Origin of the sequence: Chryseobacterium sp. W4I1 (genome assembly GCF_030816115.1) — a bacterium.
Lineage (GTDB): Bacteria > Bacteroidota > Bacteroidia > Flavobacteriales > Weeksellaceae > Chryseobacterium.
In genome coordinates this window covers 349509-375028 of sequence record NZ_JAUSXQ010000001.1, presented here as the reverse complement: position 1 = coordinate 375028, position 25520 = coordinate 349509, and the positions used below count along the sequence as shown (strand labels likewise).

At 37.3% G+C, this 25520-nt stretch carries 23 protein-coding genes; 10 read left to right on the top strand and 13 right to left on the bottom strand.

The features are described from left to right. Positions 1-37: 37 nt before the first annotated feature. From QF044_RS01805 to tssO, 5 genes are all read right to left on the bottom strand, one after another. Complete coding sequence (locus QF044_RS01805; protein WP_307262955.1) at positions 38-2533, bottom strand: ATP-dependent Clp protease ATP-binding subunit; 2496 nt, start codon at positions 2531-2533, stop codon at positions 38-40. Positions 2534-3223: 690 nt separating this feature from the next. Continuing rightward, positions 3224-5623, bottom strand: coding sequence for a type VI secretion system protein TssR domain-containing protein (tssR, locus tag QF044_RS01800; RefSeq protein ID WP_307262952.1), 2400 nt, complete (start codon positions 5621-5623; stop codon positions 3224-3226). A gap of 45 nt (positions 5624-5668) precedes the next feature. Next, the gene (locus QF044_RS01795; RefSeq protein ID WP_307262950.1) at positions 5669-6577 is read right to left on the bottom strand and encodes a PKD domain-containing protein; all 909 of its coding nucleotides are present in this window, start codon (positions 6575-6577) and stop codon (positions 5669-5671) included. Between the two features lie 48 nt (positions 6578-6625). Beyond that, on the bottom strand, positions 6626-7150 hold the full coding sequence (locus QF044_RS01790) for a type VI secretion system transmembrane protein TssO (RefSeq protein WP_307262948.1): 525 nt from the start codon (positions 7148-7150) through the stop codon (positions 6626-6628). 15 nt (positions 7151-7165) lie between these two features. Continuing rightward, positions 7166-7699, bottom strand: coding sequence for a type VI secretion system TssO (gene tssO, locus QF044_RS01785; protein WP_307262946.1), 534 nt, complete (start codon positions 7697-7699; stop codon positions 7166-7168). 180 nt (positions 7700-7879) lie between these two features. Here tssO and QF044_RS01780 point away from each other — a divergent pair, with 180 nt between their 5' ends. The 6 genes from QF044_RS01780 to QF044_RS01755 all read left to right on the top strand — a co-directional run bounded on the left by QF044_RS01780 (position 7880) and on the right by QF044_RS01755 (position 13903). Then, positions 7880-8551 carry a response regulator transcription factor gene (locus QF044_RS01780; RefSeq protein WP_307262944.1) on the top strand — a complete coding sequence of 224 codons (672 nt, stop codon included), beginning with the start codon at positions 7880-7882 and terminating at the stop codon, positions 8549-8551. A 138-nt stretch (positions 8552-8689) separates the two neighbouring features. Further along, complete coding sequence (locus QF044_RS01775; protein ID WP_002984212.1) at positions 8690-8980, top strand: HU family DNA-binding protein; 291 nt, start codon at positions 8690-8692, stop codon at positions 8978-8980. A 362-nt stretch (positions 8981-9342) separates the two neighbouring features. Then, complete coding sequence (locus tag QF044_RS01770) at positions 9343-10902, top strand: ribonuclease E/G (RefSeq protein ID WP_307262941.1); 1560 nt, start codon at positions 9343-9345, stop codon at positions 10900-10902. Positions 10903-11014: 112 nt separating this feature from the next. Continuing rightward, a complete protein-coding gene (locus QF044_RS01765) occupies positions 11015-12463 on the top strand; it encodes a T9SS type A sorting domain-containing protein (RefSeq protein ID WP_307262939.1) in 1449 nt (482 codons plus the stop codon). A 92-nt stretch (positions 12464-12555) separates the two neighbouring features. Beyond that, positions 12556-13035 carry an OsmC family protein gene (locus QF044_RS01760; protein WP_307262937.1) on the top strand — a complete coding sequence of 160 codons (480 nt, stop codon included), beginning with the start codon at positions 12556-12558 and terminating at the stop codon, positions 13033-13035. Between the two features lie 217 nt (positions 13036-13252). Then, positions 13253-13903 carry a response regulator transcription factor gene (locus QF044_RS01755; protein WP_307262935.1) on the top strand — a complete coding sequence of 217 codons (651 nt, stop codon included), beginning with the start codon at positions 13253-13255 and terminating at the stop codon, positions 13901-13903. A 327-nt stretch (positions 13904-14230) separates the two neighbouring features. Here the strand turns inward: QF044_RS01755 and QF044_RS01750 are convergent, their stop codons facing one another. From QF044_RS01750 to QF044_RS01725, 6 genes are all read right to left on the bottom strand, one after another. Beyond that, positions 14231-15742: a carboxypeptidase-like regulatory domain-containing protein gene (locus tag QF044_RS01750; protein ID WP_307262933.1), complete on the bottom strand. Its 1512-nt coding sequence runs from the start codon at positions 15740-15742 to the stop codon at positions 14231-14233. 11 nt (positions 15743-15753) lie between these two features. Beyond that, positions 15754-17118 carry a CsgG/HfaB family protein gene (locus QF044_RS01745; RefSeq protein ID WP_307262931.1) on the bottom strand — a complete coding sequence of 455 codons (1365 nt, stop codon included), beginning with the start codon at positions 17116-17118 and terminating at the stop codon, positions 15754-15756. A 26-nt stretch (positions 17119-17144) separates the two neighbouring features. Next, positions 17145-17558 carry a curli production assembly/transport component CsgF gene (locus QF044_RS01740; RefSeq protein ID WP_307262929.1) on the bottom strand — a complete coding sequence of 138 codons (414 nt, stop codon included), beginning with the start codon at positions 17556-17558 and terminating at the stop codon, positions 17145-17147. 11 nt (positions 17559-17569) lie between these two features. Further along, positions 17570-18301: a CsgE family curli-type amyloid fiber assembly protein gene (locus QF044_RS01735; RefSeq protein ID WP_307262926.1), complete on the bottom strand. Its 732-nt coding sequence runs from the start codon at positions 18299-18301 to the stop codon at positions 17570-17572. Positions 18302-18311: 10 nt separating this feature from the next. Beyond that, positions 18312-18710 (bottom strand): hypothetical protein, encoded by a 399-nt coding sequence (locus tag QF044_RS01730; protein WP_307262924.1) that lies wholly within the window; start codon positions 18708-18710, stop codon positions 18312-18314. Positions 18711-18866: 156 nt separating this feature from the next. Beyond that, positions 18867-19685 carry a hypothetical protein gene (locus tag QF044_RS01725; RefSeq protein ID WP_307262922.1) on the bottom strand — a complete coding sequence of 273 codons (819 nt, stop codon included), beginning with the start codon at positions 19683-19685 and terminating at the stop codon, positions 18867-18869. Positions 19686-20036: 351 nt separating this feature from the next. Between QF044_RS01725 and QF044_RS01720 the strand changes: the two genes are divergently transcribed. The 4 genes from QF044_RS01720 to murC are packed head-to-tail and all read left to right on the top strand — an operon-like array spanning position 20037 to position 23292. Continuing rightward, positions 20037-20666, top strand: coding sequence for a CoA pyrophosphatase (locus QF044_RS01720; RefSeq protein ID WP_307262919.1), 630 nt, complete (start codon positions 20037-20039; stop codon positions 20664-20666). 25 nt (positions 20667-20691) lie between these two features. Next, positions 20692-21498, top strand: a complete 807-nt coding sequence (locus QF044_RS01715) for a 1-acyl-sn-glycerol-3-phosphate acyltransferase (protein WP_307262917.1) — start codon at positions 20692-20694, stop codon at positions 21496-21498. A 13-nt stretch (positions 21499-21511) separates the two neighbouring features. Then, the gene (locus QF044_RS01710) at positions 21512-21952 is read left to right on the top strand and encodes a hypothetical protein (RefSeq protein WP_307262915.1); all 441 of its coding nucleotides are present in this window, start codon (positions 21512-21514) and stop codon (positions 21950-21952) included. A gap of 2 nt (positions 21953-21954) precedes the next feature. Then, complete coding sequence (gene murC / locus QF044_RS01705; RefSeq protein ID WP_307262913.1) at positions 21955-23292, top strand: UDP-N-acetylmuramate--L-alanine ligase; 1338 nt, start codon at positions 21955-21957, stop codon at positions 23290-23292. Between the two features lie 75 nt (positions 23293-23367). On the opposite strand, the gene QF044_RS01700 is transcribed toward murC, so the two are convergent. Next, positions 23368-24435 carry a nitronate monooxygenase family protein gene (locus QF044_RS01700; protein WP_307262910.1) on the bottom strand — a complete coding sequence of 356 codons (1068 nt, stop codon included), beginning with the start codon at positions 24433-24435 and terminating at the stop codon, positions 23368-23370. Between the two features lie 179 nt (positions 24436-24614). Beyond that, on the bottom strand, positions 24615-25490 hold the full coding sequence (locus QF044_RS01695) for an aldo/keto reductase (protein ID WP_307262906.1): 876 nt from the start codon (positions 25488-25490) through the stop codon (positions 24615-24617). Positions 25491-25520 lie beyond the last annotated feature (30 nt).

Below are 25520 nucleotides of genomic sequence, written 5' to 3'. Positions count from 1 at the left end.
ATTTGTAATTGTACAAATGAGCTCTTTCGGTATATCATTAATCTACTTTCCAGCTTAGCTTTTCCTCTTCTTTATCCCAATCTGCATAGATGGTCTGCCCGGACTTCACTTCTTCTCTCACGATCATTTTAGAGATCGGTCTTGCAAGCTGCGCACGGATAACTCCTGAGATCTGTCTTGCTCCATACTTGCTGCTGAATCCACCTAATGCAAGGTTCTTCACGGCTTCATCGGTGATCTTTAAGGTCATTCCCAGTCGCATCAATGAATTATGAAGTGATTTAAGCTGAATATTGAAAATTCTTTCCGCAATGGATTCTGTAATAGGTGCAAAAGGAATGATCTCTGTAATTCTTGCTAAAAACTCAGGTCTGAATCTTCCTGAACCGGACATGATCTGCATCAGCGAGGATGATTCTGGAATTTTTCCTTCTTCAAACTGTTTTACAATCTCTTCACTTCCGATATTGGAGGTAAATAAGATCAGGGCATTGCTGAAATCACCTTCTTTCCCTAATTTATCATGAACTTTCCCTTCATCCATGATCTGAAGAAACACATCAAATACGGAATGGTGGGCTTTTTCAATTTCATCAAATAAAACAACGGTATAAGGCTGCTGTCTGATCTTATTGACCAGCATACCTCCTTCTTCATAACCAACATATCCCGGAGGCGCTCCGTATAATAAGGCGGCCGAGTGTTCTTCTTTAAATTCTGACATATCAAAACGTACCATGGCCTTTTCGTCATTGAAAAGTAGTTCTGCCATAGATTTTGCCAGCTCGGTCTTTCCTGTTCCGGTAGGTCCAAGAAGGAAGAATGACCCGATAGGCTGTCCGGGCTTGTTCAATCCGCTTCGGTTCTCTACGATAGCGTCTGAAAGAATCTTTAGAGCATGATCCTGACCGACCACTCTATTTAAAAGAAGGGATTCCATGTTCAGGAGCTTTTCTTTTTCCTGAGCCTGGATTTTACCGATAGGAATATTGGTCTTTGCGGCCATCACTGCTGCAAGTTCTAGGCGGTCTACTTTTTCTCTTTTCACAGCCGCATGCTGCAAAAGTTCAGCATAGGTATCGTCAATGATCTTATGGATCTGATCAACGGGCATGGAATTGTCAATGGCAGGCTGCTCATTTAATGATCCCCAAAGAATCGGGCTTATTTTATCTCTGAGAAGATTATAATTCCATATCAGTTCATTAGCCTGGTCTTTGGTATCGGTAAATTCTTCTTTTAATATCGTTTCGTAGGTTTCTTTCCAGCTTGCAAGCTCTTTTTCTGAAAGTTCATCCAGCATTTTGATCGCGGCCATAGTCCGGTCTAATAAATCAATGGCTGCATCGGGCAATTTTTTGCCTTTTGCATATCTTTTTGCTAAACGGACACATTCAGGAATAGCTGTTTTTTCTACTTCAATTCCGTGGTGTTTTTTGTACCCATCAAGAAGTACATCGATCATTTTGACACAAGTCTGTTCGTCAGGTTCATTTACTGTCAATACTTCAAAACGACGGTTGAAAGCCTGTTCCGGTTCAATGATCTTTCTATACTCTTCCTGAGTTGTAGCTCCGATCACTGTAATTTCACCTCTTGCCAGTTCCGGTTTAAGAAGGTTGGCTACATTTCCGATGCTTCCTTTTGAATCTAAAAGGGTGTGGATTTCGTCGATGAAAAGTACGGCTTTTTCAATTTTCTTGCATTCATTGATGACTTTTTTCAGACGGTCCTCAATTTCGCCTTTGTATGATGTACCGGCCAATAATGCGCCAGTGTCCAGCTCAAGAAGGGTGGCATTTTTCAGCATTTCAGGAACATTTCCTTTGGTAATTTCAGTGGCGAATCCTTCTACTAAAGCTGTTTTTCCTACTCCGGGCTCACCGATGATAATCACATTCGGTTTGCTTCTACGGCAAAGGATTTCAACAAGCATTCTCAGTTCTTTATCTCTACCTATAATGTTTTCCAGGTCGCCTTTTCTGGCCTGTGCAGTTCTGTCTACACAGTAACTTTTAATGGAAGGAAATGATGAATCTGTAAAATCTGATCCGTTTGAAAAAAGTGAAGAAAAGTCACCGTCTTCAGATACGGCAAAAGGGGTATCTTTCCTGTATAGATTGAAAATTTCATGCTCTCTTAGCGGAAGTGATTTAAGCTGCTGCAGCGAAAAGACAACTTCGGGCTTTACAATAGCTGTCAGGATACAGATAGGAGTGATCTCATCCAATCCCAGTTTTAAGCGGATGTCATCTGCCTCTTCTACAAGGGTATCTACCGGTTCATCCTGGCGTACCTCATCGGGAATATGGGCAGTCTTTGGATAATCTTCAATACGGACATCTGCCCATTCGTAAAAATATCCAGGATCTTTATCAATACTTTTCAGGAATTCATTGAGTCCGATATCTTTATGCATTAAGGCCTGTAAAATATGTGGCCCTCCATAGGTAGCGTTATAATTTTCCTTCGCTATCGACTGAGCAATATGAAATAGCTGTTTTACGGTTTCGTTGGTTACTAGTACTCCCATTTATAGTTTTTCTAATATTAATATGTTTGTGTTCTTGTATTTTTAACAGACTATTTGGTCTGATCTGTTAAAAAGATGCATTTTACAAATATATCTTTTTTATGCAAAATGTAGGTGTGATAAAGATAGTTAATTCTTTGATTAGAGAGGTAATAAGTTTTTGTGATGTTTGTTATTTAGGCTGATAAATCTTAAAAAACAAGCGACAATATTTTTTGGCAAAAAAGACTATCTTTTAAAGGACAGTCTTTTTCTATGAATGTTGATGTGTAATAGTGTCTTTTAGTTAATCGGCCATTGAATTTCCCGGCTTGAATGTAAATTTTAATCGTTAATAATATTTTGTGATGTGATGATTGTGTAACAAATATAGAACCCTTATTTCGTTCCCGAAAACTTTTAAATATAAATTTCAAAAATTGTAGTAATTCTACGACTTTTCAGAGTAATTCTAAGTCTATAGATTTAAGAATCTCTTATAAGTATTATTGACAGAGACTTTACAACATATCACTTGTACGGCACCAGAAGGCTATTTTACACTTAAATGAGAAATAATTTGAACTTAAATGAACCATGAAGGATTTTTAATCTAAAGTCTGACATCTTGTCTTTTGCCATCTAACTTCCATTTCAAACAAAAAAAGCAGAAGTAAAAACCTCTGCTTTTGATATGATTTAATTGAATAATTAATGTTTTGTGTATTCCGGTTCCTCAACGATCTGAGTGGTTGGCATAAAGTATTCATTAAGCCAATAGAATGTCTGTCCGTTTTGCTGGATCTTCACCGCAGGATTGTTTCTGTGGGTAAGCATTCTTTCTGCCAGGTCTTTATAGTCCTTGAAATACTTTCTTACTCTTTCTTTTAAAACGATCTTGGATTTTTTCCATCCTTTAAGCTTGTATTTGGACATGATTTCATCTTCAGAATTGTCGAAGCCGGTACTCATTCCTACTGCGTAAGACATTGGTTTTTCATACAATTCAGATTTATCCAGGAATTTCAGCGTAGGATTGTATTTTTTCAGAAGCTTTATGTATTCTTTAATTGCTCTTGATTGGTTGAAATCTGCTCTTTCAGGCTGAGTTTTTAAATGAACCTCAGTATAGAAATTCTTCAGATTATCATATTCCGTTTCAGAGATCAGGATTCCTTTTTCTATACCCGGTTTGAAGTCTTTAAGCTCTTTTGGGATATATCCTTTCACAAGAAACGGGTTTCCATAATTGATCAGCTGTGCCGCAATTCCTGCAGAAACAGGGTTGGTAAGACCTGGAAATAAATATTTATATTTCAGATCCACATCTGTTCTTCCCGCTCCTACTGAGGAATGGAAATACTTATTAAGCGAGTTATCAATGGTTTGATTGTCTAAAGTAACCTGAGCAATAAGGCTGTCTACAGATTTCTTCAGATAACCTGGAGTTGCCACATCACCTTTTTTAGGGAAAATAACAAACCCCTGAGACATGCTCTGTTTTGGATAATCTAAAGAGAAGAATCCAGCATCACCTTCTACAAGGTTGAAATTATTTTTAGTAAGAACATCATATTGATTGATGATCTTCTGCTTCTTAAGCTCGGCAATGTTTTTTGCAGTGTTGGTGACTACATTTTCAGCCATCAGTACAAAATCATTGTAGGTATCAGATGATCTTGCGCTGGTCTGGAACATAATTACCCTAGCCTGCGCCTGGGTAAGAGAACTGATTACACTGTACATATTCCCGCTCTGGTTGGCAGAGGTACCTACAGTCACTACAATATTGGTTTCATCCGGAACGTTTGAAAGAAGGTTTCCCGCAGCAGTAAGAGCCTCACCTACCGGCTGGTATCCACTGTTGCTTGTACAGTTCATCTCATTGGTCTTTTCGTCAATGAAAGTGGTAATCTTGCTATAATCTTTATTTAAGCTGGAAACCAGAACATTTTCTCCACACGGGTTATTTTTATATAAAACAACACCATATTTTACGTCACTGAAGTAAGAAGGTTTTTCAAATCTAAGCTGCAGATCCTGAAGAAGAGATTTTACAATCGGAGCATATGGTGCATTAGGTGCACTTACATCCAATGCAAAAACAATATTGATGTTTTTATCTCTTTCCGTAATTTCTCGGTAACGGTCAAAAAGAATTTTATCCCCTAAAACATTGAATACGTAATTTTTGCTGTAGTCTAAAATATTAGTGAAATATTTTGTTTTGGAATCTGGTGCCGGAGCTTCATCTAATGCTAAACTTACCGGATATATATTTTCAAGGGGTGTTCTTTTATTGGTATCAGTAAGAAGAACAGCTGTTCTGCTGTCTGAATCTGCAGCTCCCGGGTATCCTTCATGTATGCCCAAAGAAGTTTCATTAACCTGAGTATCATTTTTCAGCTTGATTGCCGAGCGCTCACCCCATGTGGAGATCACATTGGCGCTGACCCACCCATAAAGATTGGTGTTGATGCTGTCTATATCAATCGTAGGTTTTTTACCTACCAGGAAACGTTTATTATTTTCTGCCTGTTTGTAGACATAGACCATCTGTCCATTTGGAATTTTGACATTGGCTTCTTCTATAAGGCTTGGTGAATTGAACACCATGATAGAGTCATTCTTATAATATCTTTCTGCGCTTCTGATAACTTCGCTGTTATTCGGAAGTACGGCTACTCTTACAGGATAACCTGTCTTTTCGCTTTTTAAGGAATTATTCCATAGAAGAAGGTCTGATTCCGGAATCCACCCGTAGGTTTTAATAGATTTGGAAGAAACTTTTTTCATTAAAGCATCCGGAATATATTCCGCTACTTTTACCATTCCGTCTCTATTTTTCAGAACCATTAGAGGTTCCAGGAATTTAACTTCTTTATAAGATTTCTCGTCACTTTTGTCGAGGTAGGCCGTATTCCTTGATCTGTCTGAAATAACGATCCATGGAACAGATTTTTTAGGATATCCGTTCACTACCGGTGAGTTGTCTACCTGTCCGTACTGTGACGGTTCAGGTGTTCTTTTAGACGGCAGCTTGACCTGACAGGCTGTTAACAATACTGATAGTCCGATGTAATATGCTGCTAGAGGAAATTTATTTTTCATCCTATTTTATTTTTATGATTGGTGTATCCGAAATTCCGGATCATATTATTTGCTTTGGTTGATGTCTACTTTGGTCACACAGTTTTGTGTATCATCTAAGTTTACTTTTACGCTCTGGATCACAACATTTTTATCAAACTGGAGTCCTGCACAGTACATATAAAAATTATTCGCTTTGCTGTCGCTCACTTTTACCACCGTGTTTTCGTTGTTACACAGATAAGTTCTCAGCAGGTAGTTATAATGCATATTAAAGCTGTTTCCGTTGGCAATCTGCTGAAGATGATATTTGAAATCATCATCCACCTTTTTATAAGCATCTTCTACCGGTACTTCATCCTGCTCCAGAGAATTGTAAGCCGGAAGGATCTTGATAAGGTGATAAATAGGCTCCTGGCTTTCTTCTGTAAATAAGGCAACACGGTAATCACCGGGCTTTTTATAAGAATAAATTGCCATTTTTTCTTTGGCATCTGTATTTCCTGTTTCACCAAATTCCCACGCAAACCTTGTAGCATCTGAAATGGCACGGAACTGCACATTTTCATTCTGCATAGCCTGGGAAGGAGCTTCTATAATGGTAGTAATTTTAGCACTGTCTTTAGGCTTTTCAGATCTGGCAGAAACCATTACAGGAAAAGTTTTGGTGTACTTGTTGTCAATAATCAAACTTACCGAATAGTATCCCGGTCTATTGTAAAAGTGTATACCTCTGCTTTGGTCAGAAGTTGACCCATCTCCAAAATTCCATCTTCTGGTTTTAGCGAATTGCGTCATATCCTCGAATACAAGTGTATCTCCTACGGATACTGAGGACGGAGAAACTACCCCTACAATATCATCGGCAGAATGGATCACCTTTTTCTGCAGCCATAACGCAACGAGTGCCGCAATAAGCAACGTTGCGATAACACCAATAATAATGTTCTTTTTGTTTTTTTGAAAATAATTCATAGTTAAGTGATTGTGATGTGTTTATTCCTTATAATGTTTATTTCTTAGTTACTGGGTCCTTTCCCTCATTGCATTATTTCTTTCATAAAGGCGGTCCTGTGTATTTTTAAAACCAATTCTGCAGTCGTCTACATCTTTTTGGAATTTTTTTACATCTTCAGTAGTGGTAGAAATGATTTTCTTGTCTTCAAAATACATTTTGTAATATTTGGCAATTTGCGGATAGGCATCCTTGCGGATATCCACAACCTCATTGCCGTGAAAATAACTCGCCAGCCCATTAATTCCATTGAAAATATTATTTTCTACAAAAGGTTCCGGTGATTTGTCTCCAATCTTGCTGATCCTGATATAGGTACTGTCCATTTCAGGCTGTAATATTTTCTGGTGACCTTCAAATGCCGCTTTTTGTTCCAGACTCTGTATTCCTCGTACATCTTCTTCTGAAAAAGGGGAATCATATCCTTTTAAAAAAATGATTCCAAGGAATATCATGGCAGCCAACAACATCAGTATTAGGTAAAGGAACTGATAATGTCTTTCTTTTTTAGATAATGTAATATGTCCCTGCATAATTTTTCTTTTTTATTATCTTCTTCTTCCTCCCGTGAAATTTCTTGTAGGATCTTTTTTAAGCTGATTGTTTGCACGGTCTACTTTTCCGATACATTCTGCAAGATCCCGGAGAACCATCTTTTTTTTGTATTCTACTTCTATAATATCATCTTTTAATTTCAGCATCGGGCCTATCTGTTTCATCAGAACAGCATAATGCTTGAAATTATCAGCACTGTCTTTACCCATGATATTTTTCACTTCGTTGACATCATCCATGATTCTGGTCCTAAGAAAAACACCATTCTGTACCTTATCCAGATTAAGCTGGTTCATCTGATCATAGATTTTATCTACCTGAACCCTCAGAACATCACCCCGGATCATAAGTTCTTTGTAAGCATCAGATTCTCTGACGATCCCTTCTCTCTGTATACTGTAGCTTTTAAAAAATAGAAATAAACACAGAAAAGAGACTACCGACAAAACGGCAAAAGCCAGAATGAACTTCCAAATGCCCACTCTGACGTCAGATCTGTTCAATTTTTTTTCTCTGTTAGAAGACATATTTTTGTAATTTGTTTGGCCAGTGAAAATATAAAAAAAAATTTTTATGCACAATACGTATTTTCCCTAATACTATTTCGTGAAAACCCTAATTAAACTAAGATTAATTTTCTCTTTCATAAGTTTTTTATAAATTAGGCCTCTGAATTTTAAATATCATACACCAAATCGATATTATAAGTGAATAAATTATTATCAAACACAGTGCGATTTTCTGTAGCTGACAGCGATTTCTACTTTAAGAAGATCCTGATCAAAACACTTATGGAAAATCCATTCTATATGCTTCTGAATGACTGTAACAACGGGCATGAGCTTGTGAACAGGATTTACAGGAGGCAGGAAGATGTGTTTATCATAGAGCTTTTCATGCCGGTGTTAAGCGGAATTGAAGCAATCAAATACATCCGGAAAAATAATACGGAAACTCCTATCGTTACTTATTCCAGCACATATCAGGAAGATATGGCAGAAATCCTTTCCAAGATTCCAAATATCTATTACTGCCAGAAAAAGAGCACCATCATCAAAGATATTATTAAAGGAAGCATTGCCTCTGATAGCTTCGATTACGGGGCTTATTCAAAGGAATGGGAGCAACAGCCACTCGCCGTACAAAACTACATGGAAAGGCAGAAAAAAGGCCAGGAAGAGCTTTCTCCTACTGAGATCCAGCTTATGAAATTCTGCTACGAAGGCTTTAGCAATAAGGAAATTGCAGAAAAACTGAATCTCAGCACCCGCACCATTGATACCTATATCAACAGACTTACAGAAAAACTGGGGCTGAAAACAAAGCTGCATCTTATCCGTTTCTGTGTAGAAAATGGGTACTACAATTCCAGCATGTAAGCATATTTAATGTAATATTAATATAGGTGAAACATTAAAACTCCAACTCTTTAAACAAAAATAATTTGCCACTAATTTGCTAGTATTCAATTTTTTTAACTAAATTTGCACACCTAAAATTTAAAATTAAAAAAGGAAATGACAAAGGCAGAATTGGTAAACACCATCTCAAATAAGTTGGGAACAGAAAAGAATGAAACACAGAAAGTTGTAGAAGCTTTTATGCAGGAGATCAGGACTTCTATGTATAATGGGGATAACGTTTATCTGAGAGGTTTTGGATCTTTTATCATTAAAACAAGAGCTGCTAAAACAGGAAGAAATATTTCTAAGAACACTGCAATTGAGATTCCTGCTCACAATATTCCTGCTTTCAAACCTTCAAAATCTTTTGTAGAGAAAGTAAAAACTAAAGTCGCAGTAAAATAACATTAACTGAATATTAACTAGTTACTAAAAAATTTAAAATTATGCCAAGCGGAAAGAAAAGAAAAAGACACAAGGTTGCAACTCACAAGAGAAAGAAAAGAAGAAGAGCAAACAGACATAAGAAAAAATAATCTCTTTTTCTCGAGATTTACAATATAATAATATAGTTGGTGGTTTTAATTTTTTAAAGTTCACCGACTATATTTTTGTTTGCAACTATAAGATTCCCTGGAAAACGGCCTTTGCAGATATTTTAAAAAAAACATAGCAATTTCAAAGTAAATTCTTATATTTAAGATTATTTATTTGCTAAAAAATACGCCATTTTCCTATAATCTTAATAATTTTTATCTTATAACAAAATGAAGAAAGAACTAATAGTTTCGCATGAAGATAATCTTACAAAGATTGCACTACTAGAAGACGGAAGACTATGTGAACTTCATGAGCAAGAGGACAAAAGTGATTTTATAGTTGGAGATCTGTTTGTAGGAAGAGTAAAAAAACTGGCACCCAATCTGAATGCCGCATTCGTAAACATTGGATACGATAAGGATGCATTTCTGCATTACCAGGATCTGGGACCACAATATCTTACTTATAAAAAGTTTTTAAAAGATACTATTTCCAAAAAACAGAGCACTTCAAGCTTAAAAAATTTCGAAATTCAGCCCGAAATAGACAAAAACGGAACCGTAGAAAAAGTCATTGCCAAAGATGATGTGGTTCTGCTGCAGATCACCAAGGAACCTATTTCCACAAAAGGTCCGAGGATTTCTACCCAGATTTCTCTGACGGGGCGTTTTCTGGTTCTGATTCCTTTCGATAACAAAGTTTCCATTTCTAAAAAAATCAGGACAACTGAGGAAAAAGAAAGACTGAAAACTCTTATTGACAGCATCAAGCCTGAAGGCTTCGGAGTAATCATCAGAACTGTAGCAGAAGGAAAAAAAGTAGCAGATCTTCACAATGATATGAATCAGCTGATTCAGAAATGGGAAAACACTTTCAAGAACATTCAGAAAAGTAAAATTCCGGCCAGAGTTTTAAGTGAAGAAGACAAAGCTTCAGCTATTTTGAGGGACAATTTTAACCAGGATTTCGTGAGCATTATCTGTGACGATGAGCAGATGGTAGATGAAATGACTAATTACGTGGAAGTAATCGCTCCGGAAAAAAAGAATATTGTCCAGTTTTATAATTCCCACATTCCTCTTCTCGAATATTACAACGTTGAGAAACAACTTAAACAGAGTTTCGGAAAGCACGTTAATATTCCAAGTTCAAAAGGTGCTTATCTCGTTATTGAGCATACAGAAGCACTTCACGTCGTTGATGTAAACTCCGGGAATAATATTACCACCGGAAATTCAGCCAACAAAGAACATGCACTCAACGTAAACAAAATGGCAGCGACAGAAATTGCCAGACAGTTGCGTCTCCGTGACATGGGCGGCATCATTGTAATCGACTTTATCGACATGCAGAATCCCGAACACAGAAGGGATCTGTTCGAACATCTGAAGGAAGAAATGAAACGCGACAAAGCACGCCACAAAATTCTTCCGCCGAGCAAATTTGGATTGATCCAGATTACCAGACAAAGGAACCGCCCGGAAAAACAGATCGAAACCAAAGAAGAAAACCCGAACAAAGACGGAGAAATCGTAGCTCCGATTGTGATCGTGGAAAGGTTGGAAGAAACCATCCGAAATATTATACAGAAGGAGAAAGGAAAGATTTTCCTGCATGTACATCCTTTCGTGGAAGCCTACCTTACCAAAGGCATCAAAAGTATCCAGATGAAATGGTTTATCAAATACAAAAAATGGGTAACCATCATTCCAAGGGATTCTTTTAAATATTTAGAATATAAAATTTACAATTCGAAAAAAGAAGAATTGATAGAATTTTCTAATTAAAACAAAATTTAAACCTCTAGTTTGTACTGGAGGTTTTTTTATATATTTGCCAAAATTTTACGCAACTAATCCCTATTTTTTAGCGTAATCATTAACACAAAACATAAACACAATGACAAAAAATTTATTTCTTGTGCTGCTCTTTGCAGTGCAAACTGCTTTTGCGCAAATTATTTCTAAAGATCCAACTTTTGCTTCGAGTGGAGAATATTTAATCCCTTTTAACATCAGCAGTACTGGCTATTATAACTACCCTGATTCTTGGTCAATGGTTCAGGACACTGATAACAGTATCTATGTGACTTATAGTACTGGTGATGTGTCTCTTACTACAGTACCTCGTGAATCTTTTATATCAAAACTTACACCTAGTGGAATTGTAAATCAATCTTTTGGGAACAATGGAAGAATTCAATTACCTCACCATATAAACCTAAACAAGATAAAAAGACTGGCAGATGGTAAATTACTGATTTTTGGCTTCAATGAAACGGGAGGAGCGACAGTATACAGAATGCTTCCAAACGGACAATTAGACCCTACTTTTGGAACTGGTGGGATTTCGGTAATTCCCCAAATTAATAGTGGTCAAAACTATAACGCTTTTGGATTCCTTTTACAGAATGAAAAAATAATTATTCATGGGATCGATGGCAATAGTATGTCTGGACAATTTCAATACCATATAATTTACAGGTTAAATGCTAATGGGAGTATTGATACCACTTTCGGAAACAATGGGATTGTACCTACACAAGGAAGCACCTTTTCCAGAATGGATTTATTTATTGATAATCAATCTAATATAAACTGTTTCAACAATAACTTCATTCAAAAATTTGATTCAAACGGACATCCAATGACTAGTTTCGGAAATAATGGAGTTGTATCATTAACTGATGCTAACGGTTTTGGTCAGTATGCGACAGCCGATCGTGTATTTATGGACAGCAATAATAAATTTATTTACGTAGAGAGTTTGAATAGCACTGGAGTTTTAAAAATAAATCCAGATGGAACGGTTGATAATACTTTTACTAATAACCTAAATGCAAGCTTTGGTACTGATACATTGATTTTAAATATGATTGAAAAAAATGGATATTATTATATTGTTGGATATAGTCCTGTAATCACAGCAAATGGTTCGTATTTTATTTCAAAAATAACCCAAAATGGTTTAGTAGATTCCAGTTTTGGCTATTATTTGGATGTAAACATTTATGATTCATTCTATCCCGAGATGTTTGTTAACAGCGATAATATCATTACAAACACAGGAGTTATCGTTAAATATCTTTTAAACAGCCCCACATTATCAACAACAGATATTAAAAAAATTAATAATGATATTTCTTTCGAAAATCCTGTTAAGCAAAACTTAGTTTACCAAACAAAAGAAAAAATAAATAAGATTGAAATTTATTCTCTTGAAGGAAAGCTTGTAAAAACTGTACAAGAAAATAATTCAGATATTTCTGAAATTTCAAAAGGAATATATGTAGCAAAAGTAACATTTGAGAATGGAAAAATATCAACGAAAAAACTTATTCGGAACTAAAAAAATAAAACTCCATACATTTGATTTGAAAAGTATTTGCTTAATTTTAGCAGATACTTTTTTTATTTTAAATCTAAACTATTGCAGTAAAAATGAGCAAAGAACATCACTACAAAGCCACGATCCATTGGACAGGCAATAAAGGAACTGGTACCAGCAGCTACAGGAACTACGAAAGAAGCTACACAGTCAACATCGAAAATAAAGCTAATATTGAAGGCTCTTCTGATCCGGCATTTCGTGGAGACAAAACAAAACATAATCCGGAAGATATGCTGCTTTCTTCACTTTCTTCCTGTCACATGCTTTGGTACCTTCATTTCTGCTCTGAGGAAGGGATCATTGTAACCGATTATACAGATAAAGCTATAGGGATAATGACTGAAACAGCAGAAGGAAGCGGACAATTTACCTCCGTAACCTTACAGCCGTCCGTTACAGTAACAGAAGAATCTATGGTTGACAAAGCAAAAGAACTCCATCATAAAGCTAACGAATTTTGTTTCATTGCCAGGTCGGTGAATTTTCCTGTAAAACATATCCCTACTCTGTTAATTAAAAAACAACAATGAGAAGCATAACACATCTAAAAACCACCACAATTACAACGCTTTAGCCAAAATAACTCTAAAATTAATGTTTAAAGATCCACAACAAGAGAATTATTTATCAAATAATCAATAAAATTTTCATTTTATAAGTATTATTTGCATAAAAAATTACAAATAATTGTTATTTTTATTCAAAATCTGAAGTTTTTTTTATATTTTTATATAAACAAAACTAACCATGATGAAACCAAGATTAACCTTTTTTGATGAACCCTTGTTGTATACAGAAGGTTTATCAAAACTGCTTTCACAGAGCAAAATATTTAATACGATTGACATTTGTAATTCTTATGAACCCTTATTTGAACAACTAAAAGAAGACCCTCCGGAAATACTGGTTATAAGCTCCAATATGCTTATGCTAACTGATATTTTCAAACTTGTAGAAGACATTACCTCCACAAACAAAAAAATCAAGATTATTGTCATAGGCAATAGTTATGATATGATTGACATCCGGAAGCTTTTTAACAAAGGAATAAAGAGCTATCTTGACAAAAACAGCAGATACGATGAGTTTATGAGATCTATCAACGCGCTGCTCCTGAACGAAATCTACATCTGCGACCACGCAAAAGAAAGAATGATCAACTTTATCAGCAGTGAGGAGGGAAAACCAAACCCACACATCAAAGAACCGCTGACCCGCAGAGAAATGGAGATCCTGAAACTGATATGCGACGGCTTCAGCAGTAAAGATATTTCTGAAAAACTCTTCATCAGCATCAATACAGTAGAAACCCACCGCAAAAGAATACTCTTAAAATTAAACGCAAAAAATTCCGTAGGAATTGTAAAATATGCCTTAGAAAACCACATTATCGACTGATGAAAAACAATTTCACTAATTTTCCAAAAAAATTCCAAACCTGATGGTTTGGAATTTTTTTGGAAAATTAGTGAGTCAATGGTGAGTTTTGCTTTGCAAGTGAATGGAATAATGGAGTGAAAAAAAAGAATTAAGATAACTATTCAGAAAAATCACTCTTATATACTTCTCCAATTCACTTTTAATGTATTTTATATTTTCAAACTTTAGAACTGTCAAACCTAGTCTCGCATACTGCATTCTAAAACACCAACAAAGTAAAATGGTCAACTACCATTATTGATAATTGACCATTCCCTGTTCACAATTCAATACTCAATATTTTTTCTACTCATAGTCGGGCATTTCACCGTTACTAAATACAGAGGCTCTTGATAAATCGGTCATTGTACTATTGAGGTCAATCACCATTACATTTTTCTGCGAAATATTATCATTGGAAGTATTCGTAAAGATCACCTGTGCATTATTCGGTGAGAATCTTGGATCAAGATCATTAGTTCCCAGCGGTTTTTCGCTTTCTGTGGAAATGTCATAAATTGTATTATTGGTTAAATTATAGATGAAAATATTAGAATTAAGCTGGCGGTAATTTCCGCTTCCGTCCTGATATCCTGAAACATCTCTCGTAAACAAAAGCATTTGGCCGTCTACAGAAAAATTCAGTCCGCCTGCAGCACCGGAAATTCCTGAGATAATGGTTTTCAAGACGGTTCCTGTTATATCAACAATGTAGATTTTCGTATTATAACCGTTGAAATCATTTGTTTTTAACGCGATTTTGCTTCCGTCGTAGCTCCAGTCACATTCAGAAATCATGCTTCCGTCTGGAGTGGTATAAACCAGCGTAAGCCCGCTTCCGTCTTTATTGATCCTGTACAATTTATTAAAATTTGAATAAAGGATTTCCTGGCCGTTTGTACTCCATGCAAAATCTATTTCATAATTATTAAAGCCTGCTGTGGGAACCGTAGTTACTTTAAAAGGATTGGATCCGTCAGGATTTGCAGTATAAATATGGGTATTTCCACCTTCGGTCCGCAGAAAAGCAATTTGTCCTGCATTGTTATTTTTCCTTGGCCTCCAGCTGTTGTAGGATGAATTGGTCAACTGAAAATTATTTCCCTGCGCATCACTGGATATAATTACAAAATTTCCGTTTTGCTTCTGTACGTAATGATAGCGGTTGGCAGGAACCGTATTGGTGGTAAATTTACTGGAGGTACTTAAAACTGGCGGGTGAATGCCGTCCGAAACAGACACCTGCCAGAAGTAACTAACACCAAACTTCAAATTTGAAAGCGAATAGTGATTCACAGTCAAATCATTAACCTGAATTGCATTGGTATCCAGATTATTTTTAATTGTTAAACTATATTTTAAAACATCAGCCGTATCAGGATCCGTAGCGGTCCATGTCAGTTCTACGTTTAAAGGCTGATTCACCGCATTGTCTACCGGACTTAGCAGCTGCGGTGCGGAAGGAGGAGAATTGAGCGATTCGTCATCGTCCATTTCAAAAACCACGGTAACAACCTGGTTTTGATTTTGTATATTAACACCCTGAAAAGTGGTGAGATAACCGGAAAGTTCGGCTTTCACAGAATAATTTCCTATCGGCAAGGCAGCAATTTCAAATGTGCCGTCTGTTCCGCTGAAAACGGTCTGTGTAGTAGGTGCTGTAAAAATTTTAACGTTAGAGATAGGTACGTTAGTTCCTCTTTTTACCACTTTCCCTTTCAATATTCCTGTCTGAACCTGTTCTACAAGTTCTTCATCGCATGAAAACAGACAAAAAGTAAGAATGAGTATGCTGAGTATTTTAATTAAAGTTTTCATAGTTCATGTTTTTATTTGTTTCCAAGGTAAAAATTGATTCCCAGGGCAAACCGGAGTGCCTGATCTTTTCTTTTCCCGTTCACCATTCCTTCCCAGTTATCTTTAAAACCGATATCATACTGGGATGAAGCCCGGATCGCCGTATTATTACTGATCATATATTCCAATCCACCGCCAACCTGGCCTTTGTACTCAGGTTTATATTTTGAAAACATGGCTCCCAGCCCTCCGTAGACGTATGGACTGAATCTGTATTTCGGAAACAGGAGATATTCGAGGTTAAACTCCGGAACAACATAGTTTCTTTTAATGATATTTTTATTTTCCAAAGTGAAATAGCTTCCACTTGCCTCTATATTAAAATTGGGACTGATAAAATATTTAATTCCCAATTTTCCGCCTGCATTCATTTTAGGATTTACATAATCATCTTTGATCTTCTGGGCTTCCACATTGGCAAAAACAGAAATTTTCTGTCTGTAATTCTCAGGAAATTTATTACCGACAGTTCTACCTACATTTTCTTCCTGCTCTTTATTATAATCATTAATGAGAGCCTGATAACCGGTTAGGTTTTCGGATGCTTTTCCCCAAATTTTATCCCTGATGCCTTCGATGATCAGAGATCTTACGGCATTCTCAATAGATTCAGTCACGGCCAGTTGTATGGGCTCGTTTTGGGTAAGCCCTACTTCAGCTTCCAAAAGTCTTTCCGTATCAATATATCTGAAAAAACTTCCGTTAACGCTTGTAGAGAGGATAGTTTTGGAGGTGTAAACCGTTTTGAGGATTTCGCCGTTAAGGGTAGAAACAGCACGCAGATAAATTGTAATCCTGTCTTGCCGGTATTGTGTGGAAGCGCCAATTCCAAAGTATCTCGCTCCCAAACCACCGGTCATGACATTGCTGTCATAAGAGATCACACCGCCTTCCAGAAGGATTCCCGCATAAAGAAGCGGAGGAAGTGCCTGACTGTTTTTATCGGCATCTTTCATGTATTCTTGTCTGGTAGACCGGATGATCTGCCTTTCGTTTAAAAGGTTGGCGATATTTTCTCTTTCAATCGGGATAAACCACCGGCTGTCTTCCAGTGCTTTTATAAGAATAGTGGTAGTCCCCTGCGGAACGGCGGTACTCCAGTTATTTCCGTTTTCAGACGGTTTATACTGACCGGTCTGGTCCCGGAATTTGTATACACCTATTACAATTTTCTCCTGGGGAAGTGGAAGATTTCTCAATTCCGCAGTAGAAGGTGTGAGTTCTCCCATGGTGGATCTCTCAGGATCGGAAGGAAGACCCAGAATGGAGCTGCAGGCCTGCAATAGGCACAGCAGGAACGTACAGAAAAAAATTCTGGTGTAAATGTAAGTTCTCATGGTAAAGTTTGGTTTTTAGTTATTTTTTATTTTGGAATCACGATCTCGGACTGATCGCCTGAACTGGTATCCAAAATATTAATCAAAAGTCCCTGAGCTGTGGTAGTGATCTGAAGATAAAGGGACCCGAAGAGATAATTTCCGGGCTTTAAACTGCCTTCTCCGAACTGATCTTCAAAAAGTTTCCGGGAAAGTTCACTCAGGATCTGCCTGTTGAGGCTCTGGCTGAAGCTGTCTAGAGAATTGACATTGTCCAGCAGACTGCTGAAATCATTGTTTTTTTCGTCAAACTGGTTTTGGGCATTGGCTGAGCTTAAAAGCCACTGATAGTTAAAAGTATCGCCTCCGAATGCGGGATTAATGGGCTTATAGATGAGCTGCTGGGACTTCCCGGAGAAAATACCCGCAATAAAGGTCAAAATAATGATAAAAGTTTTCATGGCGGACGTTTTTAGTAGATGAATTCATTTTTAATAAGGTTTTTCCTGGTATTAAACTCTTTGATATATTTTAAGCTGGCTGCCAGCTGTTCTTTTAAATAATCTTCGTTTGGATTGGTCATAAAGCTGTAAATCAGCTTATCATCGATCTGGATATTGATCTGGCCACTGGTTCCACGGAGGGGAAGTTCGGAAACGGTAACTGCACTGCTGCCTTTATCAGGGAGCTGGCTGTACTGCATATAAAAAAGATCATAAAAGTCTTTTCCAACTTTTGTTTTGGTATCGTCAATGGTGAGGCCTTTCAATTCAAAGACGGCATCTTCTTCCACTTTGGCTGTTTTCTTTTTGAACAGATCGGTATTAATTTCCAGGCTGTCTTTGGCGACCAGCTTCTGGGTTTCTTCATCTCTCAGATAAAGGAAGGCTTTCAGGGCGTCTTTCTGCTCAAGATTGACATTGATCTCCGATAAAACTTTCACTTCATTGGGACTGATAGAAAATTTTCCACTTTGCTGATTGTTGGAGAGGTTTCCGCTGCTCCCTTTTTTAATGGAAACCAAAAGGTAATTCAATTCTTTGTAAACCGGGGTATTATTAACAGCAACAGCTTTGACCCTGATCTGGTTTTCGAGGATGCTGCTTTCTATTCTGGCATTCACTTTTTTATCTTCCTGCCCATCAACCATTGCAGACAGGAAGATAAATAAAGTGCACATACCTAAGGAATATAAAAGTTTCATCACTTGTGTTTTAATAGTTTCTCATGAAAATGGTTTTGTTGTCCCCTTTTACATTGATATGCATTCCGTCTGAAATACTGTTACTTCCGGTAATATCAATGATATTGTTATTTCCTTCAGCAGTAATGGCAGTTTTGGTTTCAGTGTCGGTAAATGAGTTAATAAAATAAAGGGTATTGTAGTCGCCAAGCTGCTGTACTGCAATATTTGTTTTGGCATTGAGGGAAAGTTCTGCATCATTATGATCGCCTATCTGAATAATATTGGAGCCGTAAAGCCCTTGTTCTGTCTGTTGTCTTGCAATGAGATCAATAACTGTACTGCTGTTGACCTTATCCCAGTCTATCTGCTGTGCCTGTACGCACAGTACTGTGCAAAGTGTAAAGGCACCCCAACCCAGTTTCAACATGATATTAATTTTTAATAAAGGTACATGAATAGAGTATCGGGAAAAACACACCCAGCAGGTAGATATAAAAAATCACGGTTTCCGGGTATGTTTATCATGAAAGCTTAAAAAGGAGAAAACCGTGGTTTCTCCTTTTTAGATTACAATTCATCAAGATTAATTGGATTGGTTAATTACCATTGAATTTCCGTTACCCATCTGGGTTCCTACATGAATGTGAGAATCTCCACTTTGAGCTACCCAGGTAAAGTTATTATTACCCATTTGAACGTCAACTGCTGTATTAGAATCTCCTGATTGAAGTTGGTATAGCTGATTACTGTTTCCAGCTTGTACTCCGACAGTCATATTATTGTCACCAATCTGTACAGAAGCAGCAATATTGTTATTCCCTGCCTGGTCGTGAGTAGCACTATTATCATTACCAGCCTGATACTGTACCAAGAAGTTATTATTTCCTACTTGAAGTCCGTTGGCTTCGTTTCTTCTTCCAAGCTGGATCTGATAAGCATCATTTCCGTTACCCAGCTGAATCGCTGAAGCATCATTTCTTCTGCCATCCTGATATTGTACAACCGCGTTTCCTATACCCAACTGTAGAGAAGAGGTTTCGTTTCTTCTTCCGATCTGAGTCTGTTCTGTAGAGTTAAAAGCTCCCAGCTGCCATGTAACTGCGGAGTTTCTGTTTCCCATCTGGCTTACATCATTTGTATTTCCAAGACCTATTTGGTCTACATCAATAGAGTTTCTGTTTCCGATACTTTCGGCAGTATTAATGTTTAAAACTCCTACCTGATCTATGTCTGCCGTATTACGGTTTCCATCTTGAGTCAGAGAGTTGATGTTCAAAAGACCGGTTTGGTCTACAGTAGCTACGTTCAAGTTTCCGATCTGGGCAGTCACATCAATATTGGATTGTGCGAAGCCGAAACTCATGGCCATTAGTGTAAATACACCTGTGATAAAGTTTTTCATCTTAGTAAAAATTAATTGGTTAATAGTATGACAAAGGTATAGGCTAGACCCGAATGAGAAACCACTGCAAAAGTGTAAATTTTAAAAATCATGGTTTACAGTTCCGGATGTCACTGTTTACCCTTTCCCCGAAATCACGTGTTTCAGTTACGTAAAAATACGGTACACTATTGCTGTAAATTCCTTAAAAAAATAAGAATAAGTCTAAATTTTCAATCAAAAAATGCCAAACACCTGAATTCCCTGGCCTCTTCGATCTTTTGAATATTTTCCTCTTTAAATTCCTTTGTCAATGGTTAATTAATGTTAATGCCTGTTCTTTTCTTCAGTATATATTCTTAAATTTGAGCTATGGAAAGTTTTGGAAAAGATTTATTGAGGAAAATTACTAATGTGGAACTGCCCGGGATCAATGCCCACGGGGTATTCTCACCACCTTCCCGACCTGTATTTACGTATGATGAAGTGCTGGCAAAAAATCCAAAATTTGCAGCCGTCAACATCGTATTATACCTTAAAAACAATGAATGGTATTTTCCTTTGATCCAGAGAACGATTAATGAGCATGACAGGCACAGCGGACAGATCTCACTGCCTGGCGGAAAACGCGAGGAAATGGACAGGGATTTTGCTGAAACAGCTGTACGTGAAACTTCGGAAGAGATTGGAATAGAAAAACATTACATAAGGGTAATCAGAGAGATGTCCCCTATCTATATCCCGCCGAGTAATTTCTACGTATATCCCTACATTTCGTATACGAAGAAGAATCCGCTTTTCATTCTTCAGCAAAGCGAAGCGGTGGAAACCATAGAATTCCCTATTACTTCTTTCCTCAGTCTTCCTGATAATCCTGAAATGATGGAACTGCCGGGTGCTTCCGGACATGAAGTTCCGGTCATTAATTTCAACGGATATATTATTTGGGGAGCTACAGCAATGATATTGAGCGAGTTTAGCCAGTTACTGAAAAAAATGTAACTTTGCACTACCGTGTTTAATTGAGATGGCGAAGAAAAATATATTCACCGATGCATTCGGAACACCTTATTTTTTAAAAAGGTTAATCATTTTTATTTTAGGAGTTGTGTCCTATAGAAGGTTCAATGGCTTTAATAAACTAAAGATAACCGGTACTGAACACCTTGTGGATCTTCCGGATTCCAATGTGCTTTTCGTATCCAACCATCAGACCTATTTTGCAGATGTGGCAGCAATGTATCATGCATTCTGTGCTGTAAACAACGGATATCTGGACACGATCAAAAACCCGATCTATCTGCTCAATCCGAAGATCGATTTTTACTATGTGGCAGCAGAGGAAACCATGAATAAAGGGATCCTTCCAAAGATCTTCAAGATTGCGGGTGCTGTAACGGTAAAAAGAACCTGGAGGGCAGAAGGGAAAAATGTCAACAGAATGGTAGATCTAACAGAAGTTGACAATATTATGAAAGCCTTGGACAACGGCTGGGTAGCTACTTTCCCTCAGGGTACTACTTCTGCTTTTGCACAGGGACGAAGAGGTACCGCCAAACTGGTCAAAAACCAGCGCCCAATTGTAATTCCTATCAAGATCAATGGATTCAGAAGGGCATTTGACAAAAAAGGACTCCGTGTAAAGGTTACAGGTGTAAAACCTACCATGGAATTCAAAGCACCTCTGGATATAGATTACGACAACGAAAAAGCGCCTGAAATCTTATTGAAGATCATGACTGCCATTGAGCAGACAGAAGACTTCAATTTACTGCACAATTATGATGAAGAACTTAAAGCTAAAAAATTAGATCAAAAGGATTCAAATAATTAAAGTAAGTAAAATTATGAACAAAATATTAGGGATCATATTCACGGTCATAGTATTAGTTTCGTGCAACAGTCAGAAAGTATATTCAGATTTTGATATAAGTTATTCGAGAAGCGGAGGCTATGCTCCAATCTATGAGAACCTGCTAGTCAAAGGCAACAATGCTCATTATTCTTTTGACGGCCAGGGAAAAAAATATAAACAGGATTTCAAAATTTCTGATGAAGATCTGAAGAAACTGGACCAGGTTCTTTCCCAGAACAATTTCAGAAGGATACAGGAAGACCATAAGAAGTTGTATGATCATGTGACTACTTCCATCAATGTAAAGAAAGGTGCGAATGAAGGCAGTAAGACAGATGCCAGTACAATCATGCCGAATTATGCAACGAACTGGAACAATATTCTGAATGCTTTTCAGGAAATCATTAATAACAATGTAAAAAAAAGTAAATAAAGTTGAAAACCCACTTCATTGCTATCGGCGGAAGCGCCATGCATAATCTTGCTATCGCATTAAAAGATAAAGGATATCAGGTAACAGGTTCGGATGATGCTATTTTTGAACCTTCAAAATCCAGACTTGCAAAGAGAGGAATTCTGCCTCAGGAAATGGGCTGGTTTCCGGAAAAGATTACATCGGATATTGATGCTGTTATCCTTGGAATGCATGCCCATCAGGACAATCCTGAACTGGCAAAAGTAAAAGAACTGGGCTTGAAAATTTATTCATATCCTGAATTCCTTTACGAGCAGTCTAAAAACAAAACAAGAGTGGTTATTGCCGGATCTCACGGTAAAACAACGATTACCTCTATGATTCTTCACGTCCTGAACTTCCACCAAAAGGATGTAGATTTTATGGTGGGTGCCCAGCTGGAAGGTTTTGACTGTATGGTAAAACTCACTCAGGACAACGATTTTATGGTATTGGAAGGTGATGAATACCTTTCCTCTCCTATCGATCTTCGCTCCAAGTTTCTTCTTTACCAGCCTAATATTGCTTTAATGAGCGGTATAGCATGGGATCATATCAATGTATTCAAAACGTTTGATGATTATATTGACCAGTTCAGAAAATTTGTAGCAAGCATTACTGCAGGCGGTGTTCTGGTATACAATGAGGAAGATGCTGAGGTGGTAAAAGTAGTGGAAGCCGCTGAAAATTATTTCAGAAAAATCCCTTATAAAACTCCTGAATATGAGATCAACAACGGAAAAGTCTATCTAAAGACTGAAATGGGCGATGTTCCTCTTTCGGTTTTTGGCGCCCATAACCTTCTCAATATGGAAGGTGCGAGACATATCTGCCGACAGCTGGGGATTATGGATGAGGATTTCTATGAAGCCATCATGAGCTTCAAAGGAGCTTCCAAACGTCTTGAAAAAGTGGAAAGAGAAGATAAAGGAACGCTTTATAAGGATTTTGCCCATGCACCGAGCAAGGTGAAAGCTGCAGTAAAGGCTTTCTGTGAACAGTTCAAACAGGAAAAAAAATACGGATTTCTTGAACTTCATACCTATTCAAGCTTAAATCCATTGTTCTTAGAGCAGTACGATCATGCAATGGACGGATTGGATGAGGCAGTTGTTTTTTATTCTGAAGATGCCTTAAAGATCAAAAGAATGGAACCTATTTCCCCGGAATTCATTAAAGAAAAATTCAAAAATGATAAGTTGAGAGTATTCACCAATGCTGAAGATCTTCATGCATACTGGGAAACTCTGGATAAAACAGACGGTGTTTTCCTGATGATGAGTTCAGGTAATTTCGGTGGACTGGATCTGACTAAGTAAATTATTTATTTTATATAACAAAGAAATCCTTTCATGCTTATGAAAGGATTTTGTTTTTTTTCATTTCTTAGAAATCTATATTGATCTGATTTCAACACTTTGAATCAAATTTTTCAGGATATCCTCTGTAGAAAGTTCACTGTAATCGTGAATTGACTGCCCTGTCCAAATACCTACAAAATCAGGATTATTCAATGTTTTTGAGACCCTGCGCAATTCATTCGTCAGTTTATTCTGATAAGGATAAGGCAGAATATAGGATGAGTTTTCAAGAGTTTCGATATATTTATTTTTAATTCCTCTCGCATACCTTCCCGAAAAGCTTTTTGTGAGGACAATATCCTTTTCTGTTACATTTTTCAGTCTTTCTTTTTCAAACGGCTGTAAAGCGCTTTCCTGTGATGCCAGTAACATACTTCCGACCTGGAATCCCTGTGCTCCAAGCTCTTTTGCCGCTCTTAGAGTTTTTCCATTGTAAATACCGCCTGCATAAATCAGCGGAACTTTAAGATGATCATAAACGTTAGAAAATAGGGATATCCCCCCGATCTCAGGAATAACATCGGCGTCAAAAGTTCCTCTGTGACCTCCGGCTTCAATTCCCTGCACGCAGATGATATCAATTCCCGATTTCTCCAGGATTAATGCTTCTTCTAGAGAAGTACAGGTTCCGATAAGTGTTATTCCGTTCTCTTTTAGCTTCTGAATGCTTTTATCATCTAGGTTTCCGAAAGTAAAACTCAGAATTTTACAACCTTCTTCAATAATTGTATCTAACTGATCATGGTAACCGTTCACCTTGATCTCTTCTAGATCAGGAAGCTGAACTTCTATGTTATTTTCTTTTGCAAGTTGGGTAATAAACTGTTTGGTTTTAGCAAATTTTTCTTTCAAAGAATCTGTTTGCTCATGAATACGATGAACAAAAATATTGACAGCAAATGGCTGATCTGTGAGTTTTCTGGTCTCTCTGATGAGCTCTGCAGATTGAGCTGCCGAAAGGTCTGCTAATGCCAGTGACCCGAGACATCCGGCTTTTGCAGCGGCAGCAGTCATCTGCGGTGTACTTACCCCAAACATCGGGGCCTGAATTACAGGGTATCTGATATTTAATCTTTTACTGATTGTGTCCGGCCAAAACATAGGAATTATTTTATTTAAAATTTACAAAAATCTGGTCATCCATTCGTTTTATACAACATGATATTATTCACAGCCATTAATTGTTATAAAAAAATCCCACAGATTAAACTGATTCAGCAGACCGTTATATTTAATCTGTGACCGGTTTGATCTGCGGGAGAAATAGGGAAATATTTATATTAAATATCCGCTACGGATTTCAGCATCTTTTCTTCCCACTCAGGATCTTTCGGATCAAAGAACAGTCTTTTTCCTGTATCTAAAGAACGGACAATATTCATTTCATCTTCAGTCAGTTCAAAATCAAAAACATTAAAGTTTTCTTCAATTCTGGAAGGAGTTATAGACTTTGGAATCACTACAAACCCTTCCTGAAGGTGCCATCTTAGAATAACCTGAGCCACTGTTTTCTTATATTTTCCGGCAATAGCTTTTAATTCAGAATTGTTTAAAAGGTCTGCATTTCCGTTTCCAAGCGGACTCCATGGTTGGGTAATGATATTATTTTCCCTGTCATACACCTGAAGTTCTTTCTGCTGGAAAACCGGGTGAAGCTCGATCTGATTGATCACCGGAAGAACCGTTGAATTAGCTTTTAATTCTTCAAGTTTTTCTACAGTAAAGTTGCAGACACCAATTGCTTTGATCTTTCCTTCACTATACAAATCTTCTAAAGCCTTCCAGGTCCCTAAGAAATCACCGTAAGGCCAGTGAACAAGATACATATCCAGATAATCCATCTGAAGCCTGTCCAGTGTTCTTTGAAATGCACTTTTTGTCTTCTCATAGCCGTGATCCTGCACCCATACCTTAGAAGTGATAAAAAGCTCATCTCTGTTTACACCACTATCTTTTACGCCTTGGCCTACTGCCGTTTCGTTTTGGTAAATTGCCGCTGTATCAATCATTCTGTATCCTGTTTGGATAGCTTTCACAACTGCCTCCTCACATTCTGTCAGATTCTCCATTTGCCAGACTCCAAAGCCTAAGGCAGGGATATCTATTCCATTATTTAAGGTCACTACAGGTTGCCCTGCGTAGGTTTTCTTTTGCATAATTCTTTAATTTAATTTTTAATATTAATG

Bases quoted from the DNA above. Each gene is read 5' to 3' on its own strand.
- QF044_RS01805 (WP_307262955.1), bottom strand. From the start codon at position 2,533: ATGGGAGTACTAGTAACCAACGAAACCGTAAAACAGCTATTTCATATT.
- tssR (WP_307262952.1), bottom strand. From the start codon at position 5,623: ATGAAAAATAAATTTCCTCTAGCAGCATATTACATCGGACTATCAGTA.
- QF044_RS01795 (WP_307262950.1), bottom strand. From the start codon at position 6,577: ATGAATTATTTTCAAAAAAACAAAAAGAACATTATTATTGGTGTTATC.
- QF044_RS01790 (WP_307262948.1), bottom strand. From the start codon at position 7,150: ATGCAGGGACATATTACATTATCTAAAAAAGAAAGACATTATCAGTTC.
- tssO (WP_307262946.1), bottom strand. From the start codon at position 7,699: ATGTCTTCTAACAGAGAAAAAAAATTGAACAGATCTGACGTCAGAGTG.
- QF044_RS01775 (WP_002984212.1), top strand. From the start codon at position 8,690: ATGACAAAGGCAGAATTGGTAAACACCATCTCAAATAAGTTGGGAACA.
- QF044_RS01770 (WP_307262941.1), top strand. From the start codon at position 9,343: ATGAAGAAAGAACTAATAGTTTCGCATGAAGATAATCTTACAAAGATT.
- QF044_RS01765 (WP_307262939.1), top strand. From the start codon at position 11,015: ATGACAAAAAATTTATTTCTTGTGCTGCTCTTTGCAGTGCAAACTGCT.
- QF044_RS01760 (WP_307262937.1), top strand. From the start codon at position 12,556: ATGAGCAAAGAACATCACTACAAAGCCACGATCCATTGGACAGGCAAT.
- QF044_RS01755 (WP_307262935.1), top strand. From the start codon at position 13,253: ATGATGAAACCAAGATTAACCTTTTTTGATGAACCCTTGTTGTATACA.
- QF044_RS01750 (WP_307262933.1), bottom strand. From the start codon at position 15,742: ATGAAAACTTTAATTAAAATACTCAGCATACTCATTCTTACTTTTTGT.
- QF044_RS01745 (WP_307262931.1), bottom strand. From the start codon at position 17,118: ATGAGAACTTACATTTACACCAGAATTTTTTTCTGTACGTTCCTGCTG.
- QF044_RS01740 (WP_307262929.1), bottom strand. From the start codon at position 17,558: ATGAAAACTTTTATCATTATTTTGACCTTTATTGCGGGTATTTTCTCC.
- QF044_RS01735 (WP_307262926.1), bottom strand. From the start codon at position 18,301: ATGAAACTTTTATATTCCTTAGGTATGTGCACTTTATTTATCTTCCTG.
- QF044_RS01730 (WP_307262924.1), bottom strand. From the start codon at position 18,710: ATGTTGAAACTGGGTTGGGGTGCCTTTACACTTTGCACAGTACTGTGC.
- QF044_RS01725 (WP_307262922.1), bottom strand. From the start codon at position 19,685: ATGAAAAACTTTATCACAGGTGTATTTACACTAATGGCCATGAGTTTC.
- QF044_RS01720 (WP_307262919.1), top strand. From the start codon at position 20,037: ATGGAAAGTTTTGGAAAAGATTTATTGAGGAAAATTACTAATGTGGAA.
- QF044_RS01715 (WP_307262917.1), top strand. From the start codon at position 20,692: ATGGCGAAGAAAAATATATTCACCGATGCATTCGGAACACCTTATTTT.
- QF044_RS01710 (WP_307262915.1), top strand. From the start codon at position 21,512: ATGAACAAAATATTAGGGATCATATTCACGGTCATAGTATTAGTTTCG.
- QF044_RS01700 (WP_307262910.1), bottom strand. From the start codon at position 24,435: ATGTTTTGGCCGGACACAATCAGTAAAAGATTAAATATCAGATACCCT.
- QF044_RS01695 (WP_307262906.1), bottom strand. From the start codon at position 25,490: ATGCAAAAGAAAACCTACGCAGGGCAACCTGTAGTGACCTTAAATAAT.